General features: G+C 40.2%; 15 protein-coding genes. 12 read left to right on the forward strand and 3 right to left on the reverse strand.

The window, feature by feature from the left end; genetic code table 11:
* On the reverse strand, positions 1 to 744 hold a 744-nt coding region (locus ACTB1O_RS06215), incomplete at its 3' end, for an AMP-binding protein (RefSeq protein ID WP_462994273.1).
* Between the two features lie 192 nt (positions 745 to 936).
* Between ACTB1O_RS06215 and ACTB1O_RS06220 the strand changes: the two genes are divergently transcribed.
* On the forward strand, positions 937 to 2,322 hold the full coding sequence (locus tag ACTB1O_RS06220) for a PAS domain-containing protein (protein WP_462994274.1): 1,386 nt from the start codon (positions 937 to 939) through the stop codon (positions 2,320 to 2,322).
* A 161-nt stretch (positions 2,323 to 2,483) separates the two neighbouring features.
* On the opposite strand, the gene ACTB1O_RS06225 is transcribed toward ACTB1O_RS06220, so the two are convergent.
* Entirely contained in the window at positions 2,484 to 3,257 is a 774-nt protein-coding gene (locus tag ACTB1O_RS06225; protein ID WP_462994275.1) for a hypothetical protein, read from the reverse strand.
* Complete coding sequence (locus ACTB1O_RS06230; RefSeq protein WP_462994276.1) at positions 3,254 to 3,820, reverse strand: hypothetical protein; 567 nt, start codon at positions 3,818 to 3,820, stop codon at positions 3,254 to 3,256. The genes ACTB1O_RS06225 and ACTB1O_RS06230 overlap by 4 nt, the downstream gene beginning before the upstream one ends.
* 645 nt (positions 3,821 to 4,465) lie before the next feature.
* On the opposite strand from ACTB1O_RS06230, the gene fdhD reads away from it, so the two are divergent.
* The 11 genes from fdhD to ACTB1O_RS06285 all read left to right on the forward strand — a co-directional run.
* Positions 4,466 to 5,224: a formate dehydrogenase accessory sulfurtransferase FdhD gene (gene fdhD / locus ACTB1O_RS06235; protein WP_462994277.1), complete on the forward strand. Its 759-nt coding sequence runs from the start codon at positions 4,466 to 4,468 to the stop codon at positions 5,222 to 5,224.
* A 195-nt stretch (positions 5,225 to 5,419) separates the two neighbouring features.
* Positions 5,420 to 7,999 carry an aminotransferase class V-fold PLP-dependent enzyme gene (locus ACTB1O_RS06240; RefSeq protein WP_462994278.1) on the forward strand — a complete coding sequence of 860 codons (2,580 nt, stop codon included), beginning with the start codon at positions 5,420 to 5,422 and terminating at the stop codon, positions 7,997 to 7,999.
* A gap of 320 nt (positions 8,000 to 8,319) precedes the next feature.
* A complete protein-coding gene (locus tag ACTB1O_RS06245; RefSeq protein WP_462994279.1) occupies positions 8,320 to 9,360 on the forward strand; it encodes an ATP-binding protein in 1,041 nt (346 codons plus the stop codon).
* Positions 9,357 to 11,279, forward strand: a complete 1,923-nt coding sequence (locus ACTB1O_RS06250; RefSeq protein WP_462994280.1) for a VWA domain-containing protein — start codon at positions 9,357 to 9,359, stop codon at positions 11,277 to 11,279. The genes ACTB1O_RS06245 and ACTB1O_RS06250 overlap by 4 nt, the downstream gene beginning before the upstream one ends.
* Positions 11,276 to 12,289 carry a hypothetical protein gene (locus ACTB1O_RS06255; RefSeq protein WP_462994281.1) on the forward strand — a complete coding sequence of 338 codons (1,014 nt, stop codon included), beginning with the start codon at positions 11,276 to 11,278 and terminating at the stop codon, positions 12,287 to 12,289. The genes ACTB1O_RS06250 and ACTB1O_RS06255 overlap by 4 nt, the downstream gene beginning before the upstream one ends.
* A 260-nt stretch (positions 12,290 to 12,549) precedes the next feature.
* Positions 12,550 to 13,398 (forward strand): sirohydrochlorin cobaltochelatase, encoded by an 849-nt coding sequence (locus ACTB1O_RS06260; protein ID WP_462994282.1) that lies wholly within the window; start codon positions 12,550 to 12,552, stop codon positions 13,396 to 13,398.
* Between the two features lie 187 nt (positions 13,399 to 13,585).
* The gene (locus ACTB1O_RS06265; RefSeq protein ID WP_462994283.1) at positions 13,586 to 14,713 is read left to right on the forward strand and encodes an adenosylcobinamide amidohydrolase; all 1,128 of its coding nucleotides are present in this window, start codon (positions 13,586 to 13,588) and stop codon (positions 14,711 to 14,713) included.
* Between the two features lie 85 nt (positions 14,714 to 14,798).
* On the forward strand, positions 14,799 to 16,049 hold the full coding sequence (locus ACTB1O_RS06270) for an ABC transporter substrate-binding protein (protein ID WP_462994284.1): 1,251 nt from the start codon (positions 14,799 to 14,801) through the stop codon (positions 16,047 to 16,049).
* On the forward strand, positions 16,046 to 17,119 hold the full coding sequence (locus ACTB1O_RS06275) for an iron chelate uptake ABC transporter family permease subunit (RefSeq protein ID WP_462994285.1): 1,074 nt from the start codon (positions 16,046 to 16,048) through the stop codon (positions 17,117 to 17,119). The genes ACTB1O_RS06270 and ACTB1O_RS06275 overlap by 4 nt, the downstream gene beginning before the upstream one ends.
* A complete protein-coding gene (locus ACTB1O_RS06280) occupies positions 17,116 to 18,156 on the forward strand; it encodes an ABC transporter ATP-binding protein (RefSeq protein ID WP_462994286.1) in 1,041 nt (346 codons plus the stop codon). Before ACTB1O_RS06275 ends, ACTB1O_RS06280 begins: the two co-directional genes overlap by 4 nt.
* Positions 18,143 to 19,153: nucleotide-binding protein (locus tag ACTB1O_RS06285; RefSeq protein WP_462994287.1), on the forward strand; the 1,011-nt coding region annotated here is incomplete at its 3' end. The genes ACTB1O_RS06280 and ACTB1O_RS06285, both read left to right, overlap by 14 nt.

Consider the following 19,153-nt stretch of genomic DNA (forward strand, 5'->3'; position numbering starts at 1 on the left):
ACAGACTGCGTCAGCTTTTTCCATTATTTCATAGAAATCGACTTCTTTTTCCTGTATGAGTTCAATGTTGAGATCTGAACGCCTGAGAACAATGACTTTTTCAACGCTTGGTGCATTTGTGACTGCCTCATCAACGATTGATTTAAGCATTATAGCTTTTCCACGCCTGTAGCTCACATCTGCTGTTATGACTATTTTTGCCTTTGAATCACGTATGCGGCTGTTTAATGCATCTGCACCGAATCCGCCGTAGACTATTGTATGTACAGCACCGATTCTCGCACATCCGAGGATTGCCACTACATGTTCCGGAACAAACGGCATGTAAAGGCAGACTGTGTCGCCTTTTTTAACACCGAGGTCTTTTAAGGCATTTGCAAAACGCATAACCTGAGCATGAAGCTGGCGGTATGTAAGCACACGCTCCTGGAGATCGTTCTCTGCTCTCCAGATAAGGGCGACTTTGTTTCTCTTATCGCCGTTAACGTGTCTGTCAAGGCAGTTACTGGTAATGTTGAGCTTTGCACCGGTGAACCATTTTGCATACGGGTGGTTCCATTCGAGAACATTTTCCCAGGGCTCTATCCATTCAAGTTCATTTGCTATCTCATTCCAGAATCTTTCGGGATCATCCAGAAATCTCTTGTAGGCCGGATCATATTCTCCTATCAGGGAGTTTTCGCGGTATGAGTATTCCGGTAGGTAAGATTTTGTATCCAGTTTTACATCGTAATTTTCACTCATTGTTTTCTCCTTAATGATTAATCATGTAGAATTAACCGGTTGCTCTCTTCTAACTGGCATTTATTTATGCAGAAGAGATGTCAATGCAGTGCAGACAATCAAATTTCTGTATCCAATACTTATAAATCTAATTTATGCACAACATGTATGCAGTGCATAATAAATATCTGATAAAAATGAGGTGGCGATAATATGCAGGGTGAATTCCTCGAAACAATTAAAATAAAAGAGCTTTTGAAAAATTATCCGAGGGGTATGAACATAACAGAGATTTCTAATGCACTGCATATGCACAGAAATACCTGTGCAAAATATCTTGATATGCTAAGGCTGAAAGGGGATATCGACAGAAAACAGAGCGGCACTGCGAAGAACTACTTTCTTGTGCAGCGTATGCCTCTCTCTGCTCTTATCAGGTTCACACCCGGTCCGGTAATTATTCTTGATTCAAGAAAAGAGATATCGATGGTGAACAAACCGGCTCTGAGTTTGTTTAAATGCCCTCTTGATTTCATGTACGGCGAAAAGATACAAAATCTTCCGTATCAGCTTTTTAAGGAGAGTATTATCGAGGATTTCATTCATAAAGCCATTCAGGGGATAAGCTCTGTAACGGAGAGGGAGACATACATTCTTGGAAAAAAGTATAATCTCCGCCTGCATTTTATTCCGGTAATATTTGACGCAGGCAAGGAAGGCTGTGCACTGGTAATATATGACGATACGGAATTTACTGAAAATTCAGAGAAGCTGAATATATGCCGGAGGCAGTATGAGGCGGTAACAAGCGACCAGACGGAGTTTATCGTGCATACTGATGCAGAAAATATAATTGTGTTTGTAAATGACGCCTATTGCAGGTACCTTGGCAGAAACTTTGAGAGGCTTTGTGGCCTGAGATTTATCGCGATGTTTCAGTCTGATGAGAAGGAGAGGGTGCAGGACATATTGTCCTCTTTAAATCCAGAAAATCCTTCCGGGACTCTGGATGTAAAATCAATCCATAAAGACGGAGGTATAGGTTTTGAACACTGGACATTCAGGGCGATATTTAAGGACAATAAGGATATTGCAGGTTACCATGCAATCGGGAGTAATACAACTGATCTTAAAAAGAGTGAGGGGCAGTTAAGACAGTATTATGACAATTTAGAGAGGCTTATTCAGGAGAGGACAAAGGAACTTCAGGACGTGAACAAGAGGCTTTTAGGTGTGATTTCAGAGAAGGAAGAGCTTGAGAAGGAACTTTTATTCACACAGTTTGCTTTTGATCATGCTTCTGATTCAATAATACTCTTCGATGAGACGGGAGCGGTTTACAAAGCCAACCGGACTGCAGATGAGCTTTTAGGGTATTCACCTGGGGAGATGAAAGCCAGAACGGCATTTGATATAAATCCCTCAATATCAAAGGATGAATGGAGAAATATGTGGGCAGAGGCATATCATGGCAAAAAAGAGAGGACAATATCAATACATGCAAAAAAACACGGGAAAGTGTTTGACGTTGATGTTTCCAGAACATTTGTTATGTTTTCGGGCAGGATGTACTTCTGCTCTATTGCAAGGGAGATTTGAGTTGGGGGGATCTTTTAAAAAAGGTTGTTAATCTGGTTTCCAAATTTTATATTTTTGTTTTATTGCCTTTTTTAGATGGTTTTGTATGGTTAAAAGAAAAGGGCATGTATGGTTTGCTTATGCAAATAAATAATAATTCAATTTATTAGCTAAATACTTATTTAACTAATTTTATCGATAAATTCTTTAGATTTTTGCAATCCCAATAAAGTCAACAAATAACCTGTTTTGTTATCCCCTTCTACTGCTCTCTCTGCCCATAATTGTTTTAATGCTTTGGAGACCCCACTTGGCGATCTTCTGTCCAATGCAATGACAATATCTTTTTGGTGCAGGGGGCGGTTACTATTATAGCTATTATATAGTATAATCAAAATCTCATCTTTTGTTTTCAACTCTGAATTTAGAACTAATGGTCTTCCCATTATTGTTTCAATTGATGGGACAATTTGCCTTTGGATATTTTCGATTATAACTCTTGCTTCATTCATGGAAGAATTTGTAGATAACCTTACTAATTCGGTCATTATCCATTGAGTGCCATGATAGATCATCTCTAGATCAAAGATTGTTGGATCAATCCCGTTTTTATGGATGATACTTCGTTTATTGCGTAGGGTATAAATTGATCTTGAAATTCTACATATGGCTAAACGTGAATCTGGTGGGATATTGCTAATATTTTGATTTTCATATGTTGTTTTCAGAGCAAAGTCAACATTTTTAACTGATTTATCCCATTCCTGTCTTGTTGGATCTAGAACTTGTAGTATTTGCACTATTGTTTCTACAAATTTTCCTACTGAGGATTTTTCAAGCTCATTTATACTTAATTCCTTTTGAATATTTAAGAAAAAAGTTACAAGATCAATTGCAATATCATTAGGAATTGAAAGATTTGTTAATATTTTTGTTATTTCATCATTAGTTGTCATGATGACAATCCGATTATAATTTTAGCAATATCTTCTTCTCCTCTTGTATTAACTTTCCAACCCGTGGGGGTCTCTTGGAAAACAATGTATTTTTTGTTCATACTTTTCAAATCACGATTTATATTTTCTGTTCTTATTCCGTACTCTTTGCATTTCTGAATAACTTCTTTTTTTGTGATACTAAAATCTCCTGTACTTGCAAGATTTTTAACGGCAAGTAAACTCGCAATAATTCGATGGCTGTTTGCAGCTCCTGACGATTTTCTAGTTAAAATATGTCCTGATTCTATATCTATCACTGCAGAAATATGATCTGTAGTTAAATCATGTTTCTCAAGAAAACAAGAGAATCGAACATTGTCTGTATCACAATTATCACTGTTTGGTTCTGGAGTATCTTTATTCACTGATGGTTTTGTTGATCCACCATTCACTTTGTTTACTGCTGTCTTGAGCAATATTTCAAAACATGCTTGTTGAAACTCTGGTTTACATTTATCGACAATATCCTGTATTTCTGGAATCTGTACTGATATCTCTTCAATCCAATTATTTTTAATCATTATTATCAACTGCCTTATTTGGTTTTTTTCAATCTAATTCAAATCAAAATTTGATGTATTTTATTTGTATTAGAATATTCATATGTGTATCTTTAATATTATATATAATTTGTGCAAAATTTGAATAAATTTTGGGGGTGAAAAAAATGGTGTGTTTGTTATATGAATTAAAAAGAACAAAAAAAATTATGATATTTTTGAATATAATTTTGTGTAACCCTTCCTTAAAATGTAAGTATTTCTAATTTAGTCAATTATTTTGGTGCAATTTTGACGGCTTATTCATTAATTAAGTCAAAATTTGCTTAATTTTGGGTATTTTTATTTCATTTGAGTTCTATTGAATTACTGTTTGATTGAATAAATAAATTCAATCTTGAAAGTAAATTGAACTTGGTATTTCATGTGTAAACCGATTTTTTTTATTTTATATTGATAAAAAAAGGATTTTTGGAGATGATTAATGCCGTAAACTGAAACACTCTCACTGAGGAATAATATTGACACAATATATATTGCATAAAAAACCTAAAAAAACCTATAATTATAGACAGGTATTAGATTTTTGAACAATAATGTTGATACAATTCTTAATCTTAAAAAAAACAATTATTTTGTAAAATAAAAAAAAACCAGAGATAAAAAATGTATACAAAACGCCGGTGCATAAAAATTAATTCCGATAAATCAGATGCCTCAAAAGAGGAATATGAACATGAGATGGTTGTCGAAGTTGCGGTTTCCATCTTTGTCAACGGAAGGCAGGCGGTAACAGCAATAGCAAGCCCCGGGATGCTAAAGGAGTATGCAACCGGCTTTCTCTTAACCGAAAGCGTGATCAAAAGTCCGGATGAGATTGAATCCATACATGTTGAAGGGAACAAAGTGAGTATAATCACCTTAAATCCCAGAAAAATATTGTTCTCAAAGAAAACCGTTCTCTCAGGCTGTGGCGGTACTGCAACTTTAATTGACTATTCAACTCTTCCTTCTGCACATGACGGAGGGATATTCACAGCAAAGAGGATACGGGATGCGGTATCTGTTATTAAATCCCGTGTTGAGGATGATAAAACCGGAGAAATTCATTTTGCCGGGCTTTTTAACTCTACAGATACTGTCGCAGTCGCCGGTGATATCGGGCGTGATAATGCACTTGACAAGGCCATCGGGTCAGCAGTTCTTAAAGAAATTCCCCTGACCGGATGCTTTGCGGCAGTGAGCGGGAGAATCTCATCTGAAATGATAAGAAAATGCCTTTATACTCAGATTCCTGTTATTGTTTCAGGAGGGGATGCAACCTCGCTTGCCTTTGATATTGCACTTGAAATGGATATGACTCTCATAGGCTCTGTGAATTCGCAGGATATGATTGTGTACACCGGTGATCACAGGATAAAATAGGAATAAAGTATTTTTTTAATAATCTCCTGAATAAAAGCTTTATTTTTAATTTAAACGACTTATGGCGGGAGATAACTTTTCGCGAAAAATAGTGTCAGCGTTACTCTTATACCCGCAAAAACCCCTTTTATTAATGTGATAAACGAGCCTCCCTTCAAAAAAATTCTATACTGGTGCCAGAAGTGCAATGTCCCCATGATAGGAAAAACCTGTACATGCGGCAGTGAGTTAAAAAAGATTAATCTGCTCATTCCCTATGAACTCAGGCCTGCCCTCTCAGCGGATGCGGCACTCATTAAAAACCTTATAGAAGAGCAGTTCGGGCCGGTTCGGTTATCTAAAGTACTTCTCCTGAATAAAACCGGAGGTGCTGACCGTACTGATCTTGTTATCATGAACGGGGAGAGGCTGGGCTGGCTTGTATTTGATCCGATTGAGCGAAAATACAGGTTTGATATTGCTGTTGAAGCACTCCCGTTTATCCTTGGTCAGGTGACAAAGGGCATAATCGATATCTATACACATACTGACTCTGCCAAAGCGAAGGGAAGAATTGGAGGGAAAAGACTGGAGCTTTTATCTCCGTTTTCGCCCGGAACATACATTATAAAATATAAAAGTAAATTTGGCACGGGAATTGTAAAAGAAGACAATAAAATAAAGATAAAAGAACTTGTTGAGGTAATTCCCCGGAATGTGCCAAATCCGGACTGGGACGTGGTCATTCAGAAGAACAGGAATTATCTCAAAAAAATTGAACACACCGCAGTCAGGGAGATAAAAAAGCATATGAATGACCGCCCTGTTGCAAATGTATCCTTCTCAGGCGGTAAGGACAGCAACGCAATACTGCTTCTGGCAAAAAAAGCCGGAATAACAAAAGCATTTTTTATTGATACCGGACTTGAATTTCCTGAGACAATTGACTTTATCCGCTCAAAAGATGTGGAGATTGTACAGAAGGGTGGAGATTTCTGGCAGGCTGTTGAAAGGGCAGGCCCTCCGGCAAAAGACAACCGCTGGTGCTGCAAGCTCTTAAAATTACATCCCTTGAAGGCATACCTCTCCGGTGTCGGCTCCTGTGTAACTGTGCAGGGCAACCGCTGGTATGAATCATGGAATCGTGCAAGTCTTGAAGAGATCAGTCAGAATCCGGCAAATCCTCTCCAGCTTAATATATCCCCTATCCGCAGCTGGAGGGCTCTTGAGGTATATCTCTATCTGTGGTGGCAGAAAGAGGAGATAAACCCGTTATATGACTTAGGTCTTGAGCGAATCGGATGCTATCTCTGTCCTGCAATGCTTGAGAGCGAGTATGAAGTTCTCCGCCGGCTGCACCCTGAATATGCAGAACGCTGGGATAATTTCATTGACATGTGGGCTGAGAAGAAAGGTCTGCCTGATGAGTATCTGAACTGGGGACTCTGGAGATGGAAGGGTCTGCCTCCTAAAATGAGGGAAATCTGCAAGGAAAAAGGAGTACTGGTCAATTATGACTACACCTTAAAGGCAGGGCCGGAGATAAAAAGAACCAAAAAAGCACCTGTTGTAAAAGAGGTGAGAACAGAGCCGGCCGCTGATAAAGCAACTGATTTTGGATATAACATATCAGCGATACGAAAGGACTTTCCCATTCTCGGCGATATCGTCTATCTGGACAATGCAGCGACCGGTTTTTCGCCCGAACCTGTTGTAAATGCCCTTGTGGATTTTGAGCACAATTACCGTGCGAATATCGGCCGCGGAGTACACCGGCTGACACAGATCTCATCTCAGAAATACTGGCATGCCCATGAGAAAGTGGCAAAGTTCATCGGCGGTGAAGCAGGCGTTACTGTCTTTACGAAGAATACAACCGAGGCCATAAATATGGTGGCAATGGGAATGTCATGGAAGCCCGGGGATCGGATTGTTACAACAGTCCTTGAACATCATTCAAATCTGCTGCCGTGGAGGGCTCTCTCTAAACAGGGTGTTGAAACTGATGTGATTGGACTTGATTCATCGTATTCTCCTGACCTTTCCGAGCTAAAAGAGGTTATCTGTCCGCAGACAAAGCTTGTTGCGATAACGTATGCATCAAATGTGCTCGGTGTTGTAACTCCTGTAAAAGAGATTGCAGAGATCTGTCATGAAAACGGCGTCATGCTCCTTGTTGACGGTGCACAGGCTGTTCCGCATATGCCTGTTAATGTATCCGATATCGGCTGCGACTTTTTTGTTTTTTCAGGTCATAAGATGCTCGGGCCGACGGGCACAGGTGTTCTCTGGATGAAAGAGGCATCTATTGAGCCGATATTCCTCGGCGGAGGAATGGTTGAGTCCGTCACCGGTAAGGGTTTTACAACAGAGAGTGATTACAAAAAGTATGAGGCCGGAACTCCTAATATATCAGGCGGAATCGCTCTCGGGGTTGCGGCTGACTACCTCTCAAAGATTGGAATGAATGCTGTCCGGGAACATGAAGAGACTTTGACAAAAAGGCTTATTGGGGGACTGAAGAAAATACCGGGTGTTTCTGTCTATGTTAACGAAAATCCAGAAAACCGAATTGGGGTGGTATCGTTTAATGTTGAAGGATTCCGTCCGCATGAAATCGCCCAGGAGCTTGACGAAAACGCGGATATAATGGTGCGTTCCGGATATCACTGCTGTCAGCCGTTAATGGAATATCTTGGACTAAAAGAAGGAACGGTTCGTGCAAGCATCGGCATGTACAACACTGAACATGAAATTGACCTTTTGGTAGCGTCAATTAAAGAGCTTGTGAATTAGAATTTAGGATTTAATTTTTTTTTTCGAAACTGTTTTTTTCTGATTTTAACAGGAATATCCGAATATTATCCGGGTATTCCAAAAATAGGGAATTATTATTCCTGATATAAATCCCTGAAAGATTATTTCAATAAACAAATTCAATATTTAAAATCAACAAAAATAAATTTGTTTAAGAACCATTTATATTTATTAAATTAGAACTTTGTCATTTTTTTGACAATTAATGAGGTGAATATTAATTTGAATGAAAATATAGTTAAAATTTTAGAGAATAATGCAGATCCGAATACAAAAATAAGGAATTACAGGGTGTTCCTATGAGTGATGAAAACCCGGTTTATCCTTTCTCTGCAATAGTCGGACAGGAAGATATGAAGGATGCACTTCTTGCAAATGTGGTAAATCCGTCAATTGGCGGAGTTTTAATCAAAGGTGAAAAAGGAACGGCAAAATCAACGGCTGTAAGGGCTGTTGCGGATCTTCTGCCTGACAGAAAAACAATCAAAAACTGTGTTTTTCACTGTGGTGCCGGACAGAAGAGATATCTCTGCCCGTCATGCAGGGCATTATCAGAATCCGGAAAGACTCCCGAATATGAAAATGTAAAAATGCGTGTTGTTGAACTTCCGCTTAGTGCAACAGAAGATCGTGTTGCAGGCACGCTTGACATCGAACAGGCAATTACCAAAGGCGAAAAGAAGTTTGAGCCCGGTGTTCTTGCAGCAGCCAACGGGAATATTCTCTATGTTGACGAAGTCAATCTCCTTGATGATCATATTGTGGATCTTCTGCTTGATGCAGCGGCAATGGGCACAAATTTTGTTGAAAGGGAGGGCATTTCCTACTCGCATCCATCCCGATTCATGCTTGTCGGAACAATGAATCCGGAGGAAGGAGATCTCCGTCCTCAGCTTTTAGACAGATTTGGCCTTTCTGTTAATGTTGAAGGTGAGAGAAGGACAGAAAGCCGGACGGAGATTGTAAAAAGACGTTTGGAGTTTGAGAAAAATCCGCATGATTTCTGTGATAAATATGAACCTCTTCAGCAGGATTTAAGAGAAAAAATAAAAACAGCCAAAAAAATTATAGGAGATATTGAACCCGATGATCTTCTGCTAAACACGGCTGTTCAAATATCTCTTCTTCTGAATGTGGACGGCCACAGATCGGATCTCACTCTTGTTAAAACTGCATGTGCATTTGCAGCACTTGATGAAAGAAATAGTGTGAACGGGGATGATCTGATAAAGGCAGCCGGGCTTGCGCTGCCGCACAGGATGAGAAAACTTCCTTTTGAAGATGCCATGCTTGAATTTGACAGGGTTGAGTCTTTAATCTTGGAGAGTTATAAAAATTGACTGATTACAAGCCGTATCCTTTCCCTGCAATAATAGGGAACAGTATTGCCAAAAAAGCGCTTCTGTGCGTTATTATAAATGAGGATATCAATGGGCTGCTTGTTACAGGCACAAGAGGTTCGGCCAAGTCTGTTCTTTTAAGATCTGCGAAAACTATTCTTGAAGATAAAAAAGTCGGAATAGTTCCTCTGAATACAACCGAAGACCGGCTTTTTGGTTCTATTGATATTGAAAAAGCAGTGACGCGGGGAGATATTGGAATATCCGCAGGGATTCTTGTTGAAAATAACTGTCAGATGATTGTTGCGGATGACATAAACCTGCTTGATGAAAAAATAGTTCACGGGATACTGAATACATCCGAAACCGGCAGCGTTATTATTGAAAGAGAGGGTTTTTCTAAAAATATAACGACGCATTACATATTTGCTGCGACAATGGATCCTGAGGAAGGCGAACTTTCACCACAAATGCTTGACAGATTTGATCTTTGTATTGATACTGATGTTATCAAAGATGAGGCGGACAGAGCAGAGTTAATCAGAAACTGCCTTGAATTTGAAAAAGACCCGGATAAATTCACTCTGAAATTTCAATCAGATATTGCAAAAATAAGGGTCAATATTGAAAATGCAAAGGAAAGGCTTCCTTATGTGCTGATTCCCGAGGCACTTTTGGAGATAATGTCGGAATTGTGCCTTGAGATGAATGTTTCCGGACAAAGAGGGGATATCGCACTTGCAAAGGTTTCAAAGACTCTGGCAGCAATGGATGGGAGGGATGATGTTGTCTTTGAGGATATCAAAGAGGCAGCGCTTATCACTCTTCAGCACAGAAGGAGAAATCCGCCGCCGCCTCAAAATGAGAGTCCTGAAAACCGATCCAAAGACCAAAATGAGGAGCGGGACGACGATGAAGATCACAGCAAAGCGGAAAATCCGGACAATAGCCCTGATAAAAAGCCGACGGGAAATCCCGGTATAAATACTGACATTCAAAGCGAAGATGAAAAAAATGGGGAGCCGGATGATAATAATTCAAGTCAGAATCTGCCTTCCTCTGAGCAGATATTTTCTGTAGGCTCAGTATTTGAGGTTATAGATTACCTGGATGAAAAGTCGGTCAAAAAGTCAAATAGGGATAAAAGCGGGAACAGAAGCAGTGTTATCAGTTATGATAGCAGGGGGAGGTATATCTCCTATAAAAATCTCAATAAAAAGAAGAATGATATTGCAATCTGCCCTTCCATAAGGGCGGCCGCACCTTTTCAGAGATTCAGGACAAAGGAGGGACTTGCAATAAATGTTAAAAAAAGTGATCTGCGTGAGAAGGTACGGGAAAAGAAAACCGGCAACACACTTCTGTTTCTGGTGGATGCAAGTGGTTCAATGGGTGCCGGAAAGAGAATGGTTTCTGTCAAAGGGGCAATTTTATCACTTCTTAATGATGCCTATCAGAAAAGGGATATGGTTGGCCTTATGGTTTTCAGGAAAAAAGAGGCGACTCTTCTTCTGCCTCCGACAAAGAGCTGTGATCTTGCATACAAAATGCTAAAAGAGATGCCAACCGGCGGGAGAACGCCTCTTTCAAGAGGTATTATTGAAGCAACAAAGCTTCTGACGCAGGGGCGGTACTCAAAAATGGGTGGATCCCGGTCAGTAATTATTCTTACTGACGGCAGGATAAATATTTCAGAGTCCGGTAAAAATCCTTATGAGGAGCTCAAAGAAACGGCAAAAAAAGCATCAGAGGAAGATGTACAGTTTGTAGTTGTTGATACAGAAGAAGGATTTCCAAGAATCGGCTTTGCAAAAAAACTTGCATTTGAACTTGGAGCAACATATTTTTGTATAGATTCTCTTAATAAAGCAAAGCTTAGAAATCTGGTGAAAGAGGCTGTTTATACCCGGGTATTATGATGAATCCAAAAGAACTGATGAATTTTTCCATATATGAATTCGATCTTTGTAAATTTGACAACAGCTGGGATAATGTCAGAAATCTTATAGATTTCCTTGATCTTAATGGTCTTGAACTTCTGGTGAATTTTGATCCTGTGCCTGATACAATTCCCCGGGATATTGTAAAGGCCGTCCATCTCCCGTCCTTTATGGGGTGGGTGAGGGTATGGGATGATGAAAAATTTATGGTTCCTGAAGAGATTGCAGATGAATCGGTAAAATATTTTTACGGCGGAAGAAGCCGTGATCAAATTGTTTCAAATTTTTGTGAATGCCTCACAAATGCCTCGTTATTAAATCCTGCCTATGGGGTTTTTCATGCAACATATACAGAAGTTGACTCGGCCTTTTCAACGGAGCAGTTATATTCAGACCGGGAGATCCTTTCTGCAACTGCCGTATTTCTGAATGAGGCTGCCTCATATTTTCCGGAAGGGGAACCTCCTTTTCCCATATATATTGAAAATTTATGGTATCCGGGACTTACATTCTTAAATTCCGATAATATTCTTGAGTTTATGGATCTGCTTGAATTTAAAAGATGGAAATTTCTTCTTGATACGGGCCATCTCATGAATGCAACAAAAGAATGCAATGATGAGGAAAAATCAATAGATAAAGTTATTGAATGCCTGGAAAAGCTCGATTCGGATATAATAAAAAATACGGACGGTATTCATCTTCAGCTTAGTACATCCGGAGATTATCAGAAAACTGCTACGGAGCCCGGATGTTATTCTGAAATAAGTTTCGATGAGAAATTCACTCATATTATGGGCCACCTTAAAAAAGTTGATGAGCACCGACCATTCTCATCCGAAAAATGCAGGGATATTGTTGAATTTGTTTCTCCAGGTTTTATAACTCATGAACTGCAGGCAAAAACAGCAGCAGAGATTGAAAGCATGTTTTCCCGGCAGATAAGTGTGTACAGAAAGAACGGGCTGAAAAAAAATGAAAATATATGATATACGGCGAAAGGAATTTTTTTGGATAAAAATTCAGTTCCTGCAACTGCAGAAAACTATTTAAGTTATATTATAAGTTCTCATTTTTTATGATATTAATCAATCAATAAAATTATGCTATAATTCTGTGATTTAGATAAATTATTGTAAATCTGGATTTATATTGACAGAATGTAAATAAAAAATTTTATGGATATATTTATAAGATACAAAAGTACATTGAAAGAGTGTATTTAAAATTAACTTATGAGGTTTGAATTATGAAAGGTCATGGTAATAAACTGGAAAGCCACGGTGCAGTGCTTGTGGTGGCAATGGGTACAACCAGAAAAGAGGGACGCGAGGTTGTAGTGAAGTGTATGGAGCTTGCAAAACAGGCTTATCCAAAGGCTGAAGTAGATTTTGCGTTTAACTATGAAGCAGTAAGGCTGGTCCTAAAGGAGGGTGGCGAAGAAGTACTAAGTCCTCTTGCAGCTATGACAAGGCTTCTTGACAAGGGCCATTCCCAGGTAGTTGTTCTTCCTATATATCTCACACCGGGAATGGGCTATCATGAATTATACAGAATAATTTCCTCATTAAATGATCTGGCAGGTGCTCATGGTGCTGTAGGATTTGACGGGATTTTGGTTGCAAGGCCTCTTCTAATGAGGACTGAAGATTATTTCGAGGTTGCAGAGGCTGTCAACGGAATTTATGGAAAGTCACTTTCTGATGATGAGGTACTCATACTTGTTGCACCTACATCTGAAGGCGGTGCTGATACATCACTCTGCCAGATGCAGATGGTCATGGATGATGTATGTCAGTCAGGAAAGGTTGTTATCGGAGGAGTCGGGGGCTATCCCGGAGTTGACAAGGTAGTCAGACGTCTGGGGCATATGAGTGCTAAAAAGGTGAGACTTGCACCATTCGCATTAGTCTCAGGAATTCATGCATCTCTTGAGATAGCAGGAGAAACCAATCCTGATTCATGGAAAAAGGCCCTGGAGTCCAAAGGATATGCTGTATCGGTTGATGAAAAAGCCCTTGGTGAATACGATGAAATTGTAAATATTTTTGCCGGAAGACTAAAGGATGCCGCAGGGTCACACGGATTTTTAAAGTAACCCTGAAAATAAATATTCAATCACATTTCTTTTTAAAATTAAACCAATATTGACAAATTCTCTAAAAAGATTTGACATTCTGTTTTCACTTACGCCTGTCTTTTAGAAAAATAAAGTTTACTAAAGACAAATTATTTTTAATTAGAAATATCAATACTGTTATCACAACAAGAGGTGTTCTGCTAAATTGACAAGTTATACTACAGATTCAAAAAAAGACCTTGAACTAATCTTTGAAACATCCGGTGGGGAAAAAATTTACAGATCGAAAAATTCGGTTGTCGTAAAACTTCCTCCTAACAGAAATTCAATTACAACATCATACATAAACGGCGGCTATCAGGAAAATCTCGAAGCAATTTTTAATCATGAGCCTAATCCGACAAGGGGGCACTGCGGTCATGACCTTGAAGGCGGCTGTGTTGAAGAATACATTAAAATCCAGTCAAAAAGGCTGGGCCTGAATCCTGAAAAGACAGCTGCAATGATGACAGCGGCAAAGATGAAGAACGCTGCCATAAGTACAAGGACTTTCAGGGATCTTGAGGTTACAGCGATAGTTACCGCAGGAATTGAAGTAAACGGAGGACGTGCAGGCGACCCGGCAAACTGGCACGAAGAGAATGGAAGTAATGTTTATGTCGGCGGAACAATCAATACTTTTTTAATTCTAAGCTCATATCTGCCCGCACATGCTCTTGCAAGAGTTATAATGACCGCAACTGAGGCAAAGACCGTTGCAATCCAGCAGCTTATGGCGCCAAGCAGGTATTCGAATGGAATTGCAACGGGTTCGGGTACGGACCAAATCTCGATTATCTCAAATATGGACAGTCCAAATGTTCTGACCTGGGCAGGAAAGCACTCGAAACTTGGTGAACTTGTAGCCCTCTGTATAATTGATGCAACTACAGAAGCGCTTGATAAGCAAACCTGTTTAAACCCCATGACACAGAGAGATATGCTTGTCAGACTTAACAGATTTGGAATAAACGAGGACAAATACTGGGAGATTGCCTCTTCAGTCGAAGGAGAGAACAAAAAATCTGTTTTCATAGAAAATCTCCGCGAATTTTCAAAAAATCCGTCTGTGGTTGCAATGACAACTTCACTTCTGCACATTATTGATGAGATAAACTGGGGTCTTATACCTGAAAATTCAGGAAAAACTGCGGCTTACTCTGTTATGAAAACACTTCCTGAAATGATAGCTGTAAAAAATCATCCTGATTTTGAGTATCTCATTGATGAAAAGATGACTATTATTGAAAACTGGATAAGAATTAGTTCCTGGTGCATAAAAAACGGTTTTTGAGGATTTAGTTTATGGCTAAAATCATTGCAGTTTTGTTTCAGTGCCGGTCTCATAAAGGAATGGGAATACAGCGGAAGTGAGTGTTATGTTTCAGAAATACAAAATAAAATCAATATACATTGTTTTGGCTGTGTTGATACTTGTAGCCATTTTTACAGCAGGAATTGCTGCTTTTGCTGATAATAAAGAAGAAAGTCATTCTTATGTATCAATCCCTGAAGAAAACCCGGATGCTGAAGATCTTTTCACAGACAAGGCATATCCGGAATATGCTGACTGCTATTGCGTGGAATATCACAATACCTACAAAGTTGTTACAATAAAAGATCCCTGGGGAAGGACAGCAAAAGATCAGATATACCTGCTTGTCCAGAGAGGACAGGATATCCCGGCAGGATATCAGGATGCAAAAGTCGTTTCTATTCCTGTTGAATCTGTAATTACTCTTTCAACAACTCAGCTTCCACATATAAAAGAGCTGGATGAACTCTCCTCGGTTAAAGGACATAACGGAATAGGCCTTGTTTATGGTGAGGAGTATCACAGGCTTTCTGATGAAGGCAAAATCCTTGAGATTGGAAGCGGAGCACTTTCAATGGAAAGTCAGCTTAAAATCGAACAGATGATAGAACTTGAACCTGATCTTGTCTTCTGTTCAGCCAGCAACACAGAAGAGTATGACAATCGTGACAAGCTGGTTGAAGCAGGATTAAAGCCTGTGATAGTAGCCGACTGGATGGAAGATGACCCTCTGGGAAGAGCAGAATGGATAAAGTTTTTTGCATTATTTTATAATCAGGAAAAAACCGCAAAGGAATCGTTTGAACGTATAGAAGCCAATTACACAGAAATAAAAGATATTGCTGCAAAAACTGCCGACAAACCTACAATATTTGAAGGAATTGATTATCAGGGCACATGGTATGCAGCCGGAGGAGAGAGTTATGTTGCAAATCTCTTCAGGGATGCCGGCGGGGACTATATCCTGACTGACGGTGCTGAGAGCGGAAGTATTGCGCTTGATTTTGAATCGGTATATGATATGGCATCGAATACTGAATTCTGGATAAATACAGGATATGGTAATGATGCCAATGAGTTACTTGCACTTGACCCACGCTACTCAAAGTTTGAGGCCTTTAAATCAGGAAATGTTTATCATTACAATGCAAGGGTAAACGAATTAGGGGGCAATGATTACTGGCAGTCCGGTCTCTTAAAACCTGATGTGATACTTGCTGATCTGGTAAAAATACTGCATCCTGAACTGCTTCCCGAACACGAATTTTATTATTACAATAAGATTGGGACAGATATGGCGGGAGATCTGGTATGAATATATCAGGCAGTGATAACGGCGACAGTATGAAGAGAATTGCTGTTCTGATACCGGTTATTCTGGGAGTACTTATTATCCTCTTCATACTTGACCTTCTGGCAGGATCAGTAAACATTCCGATAGAAGCCTTTTTTAAAATGCTTACTGGAGGAGAGGTAAAAGAGACATGGCTTAATATTTTCTGGGACTGGAGGCTTCCAAAAGCAATTACTGCCGTTTTTGCCGGCGGTGCCCTTGCACTGGCAGGTCTTTTGATGCAGACATTTTTCAGAAATCCGCTTGCTGATCCTTATATCTTAGGTATAAGCTCGGGAGCAAGCCTTGGCGTTGCCCTTGTGATGCTCTCCGCAGGTGCTATGGGGGCGGGAGCTATTTTTGCCACATTTGGCTTTATTGGCGACCTTAGTATTTCTGTTGCCGCAATAATAGGATCATTTGCAGTCCTTGCTCTTATTCTTACAATATCATCAAAAATCCAGAGCAACATTACAATTCTTATTCTTGGAATTATGGTCTCCTACATAAGCAGTGCACTTGTAACAATTCTGCTGCAGTTTTCAGACGAATCAAGCATGCACTCCTATACCGCATGGACATTCGGCAGTTTTTCAGGTGTCACCTGGGGTCAGATACCAATTATGACCTGCCTTCTGCTTTTTGGATTTATTCTGTCAATCTGTTCTGTTAAATCTCTCAATGCTCTTTTGCTTGGTGAGCAGTATGCAGAGAGTCTGGGAATGAATTACAGGCGGACAAGGACAATCATCATCACAAACACCGCACTTATGGCAGGAGTTGTTACAGCGTTCTGCGGGCCTATCGGATTTTTGGGAATAGCTGTTCCGCATTTATGCAGGGCGCTTTTTGTAACGGCAGATCACCGTATTCTTGTTCCTGCGTGTATAATTGTGGGTGGAATCATCTCACTTTGCACTGACATAATCTCACATCTTCCCGGAACAGACATAGTACTGCCTCTCAATGCAATAACCGCCCTTTTCGGAGCACCGGTTGTTATATGGGTGATTGTCAGGGGAACCAAATTCGGAAGAGGGGTTACAACATGAAACAAGGCCCCATTCTTGTATGCAAAAACCTGACAATAGGATACAATAGCCAGAAATCCGCTGCAAAAGAGGTTTCAAAAAATCTGAATCTCACCTTAAAACGCGGAGAGCTTGTATGCCTTATCGGTCCTAACGGTTCTGGCAAATCCACACTTATAAGAACTATTACCGGAATTCAGCCGGCAATAGATGGGGAAGTCTGGCTGTGCAATAAAAGAATAGAAGAGCACAGTTCGGATGAGAAGGCAAAAACACTGAGTGTTGTACTTACAAATCCTGTTTCGGCAGGCTATCTCACTGCTTATGATATTGTGGCCCTTGGACGCTTTCCCTATACTAACTGGGCAGGGAGGCTTTCAGAGTCAGACAACCTGATTGTGACATCTGCTTTAAATTCGGTTGGTGCAGGGAATCTCACCCGCCGCTTTATGCATGAAATGAGTGATGGCGAACGGCAGAAGGTAATGATTGCCCGTGCACTTGCACAGGAGCCTGAGATGATGGTTCTTGATGAGCCGACAGCCTTTCTGGATCTCCCGCATAAGATTGAAACAATGCGTATTCTAAGAAATGTGGCGCAAAAAACAGGAAAATCAATTCTTCTCTCAACCCATGATCTGAATCTTGCAATCCGCTGTGCTGATCAACTCTGGATAATTGACAGAAACGGCAAAATGATCTCAGGTGTTCCCGAAGATCTGATATTATCCGGAATTTTCGGCTCTGCTTTTGAGATTGAAGGAGTCAGTTTTGATTCTATAAGGGGAGAATTTACAATTCCTGTTCAGAAAAAAGGCACTTTTACCTTTACAGGATCAGAATCTGTCGAACGCATCTGGACATTGTGTGCACTTGAGCGGATTGGGTTTACTCCGGCAGACGGTGATGAATCTGATATTGCCCTGACTCTTGAAAAGAACGGTGATAAACCTGCATGGCTTCTGACTCATTCGGGCGGTGAGAACAGGTGCGAGAGCATATGCAAACTCGTTGAAAGTATCTCACATTTATATCCTGCAGGGGATGGTTCCAATTAAAATCGCTGTCTATGGCAAGGGAGGTATCGGGAAATCCACAATCTCTGCAAATGTATCTGCCGCATTCGCAAAGAAAGGTTATAGCGTTCTTCAGATTGGATGTGATCCCAAACACGATTCAACAAGGCTTCTTCTTGGAGGGAAAATACCGGTAACTGTTCTGGATTATATCAGGGATGTCCTCCCTGCTGACAGGCATCCTGAAGATATAATCTATAAGGGTTATGGAAACGTCGCCTGTGTTGAGGCAGGAGGGCCTGAGCCGGGAGTTGGCTGTGCAGGCAGAGGAATCATCAGTACATTTGAACTTCTTGACGAACTCGGAATAAAATCATCGCTTTTTGATATCACGCTCTACGATGTTCTCGGGGATGTTGTCTGCGGTGGATTCAGCGTTCCTATAAGACGCGAATATGCCGATGCGATATACATTGTAACATCCGGTGAATTTATGGCAATTTATGCGGCCAATAATATTCTCAGAGGAATCAGGCAGTTTACTGAAACAAAGAACAGGGTTGCCGGAATAATTTACAATGCACGCGGACTTTTGGAAGAGGACGAGCGTGTGGCAAAATTTTCAAAAGCGGTACAGCTTCCGGTTATTGTAAGTGTGCCCAGAAGTGAAATCTTTGCGGATGCGGAAAAAGGCGGATGCACTTTAATTGAAAGGTATCCTGATTCAGATGAGGCCGGAATGTTTTGCAAACTTGCAGAGCATATGGAATATCTGGACTCAGAAACCGGTTTTTTGTATCCTGCACTGCCGCTGAGTGATGAAGAGCTTGAAAATACCGTTCTGATGAGAAATGAGAAAATTCCTGCGGATAAATTCAGGCTTTCAGAAATAAGGGTTGCGGAGAAAAAATTCATCTCAAACTCTGTCAAAAACAAAAAGCCGCTCATAGGTTGTGCTTTTGCCGGTGCGGTCTCTGTAACTGCACAGATAACCGATGCTATGACGGTTATGCACTGCCCGAAAAGCTGTGCACTGATG

It is taken from the genome of Methanomicrobium sp. (assembly GCF_055145805.1).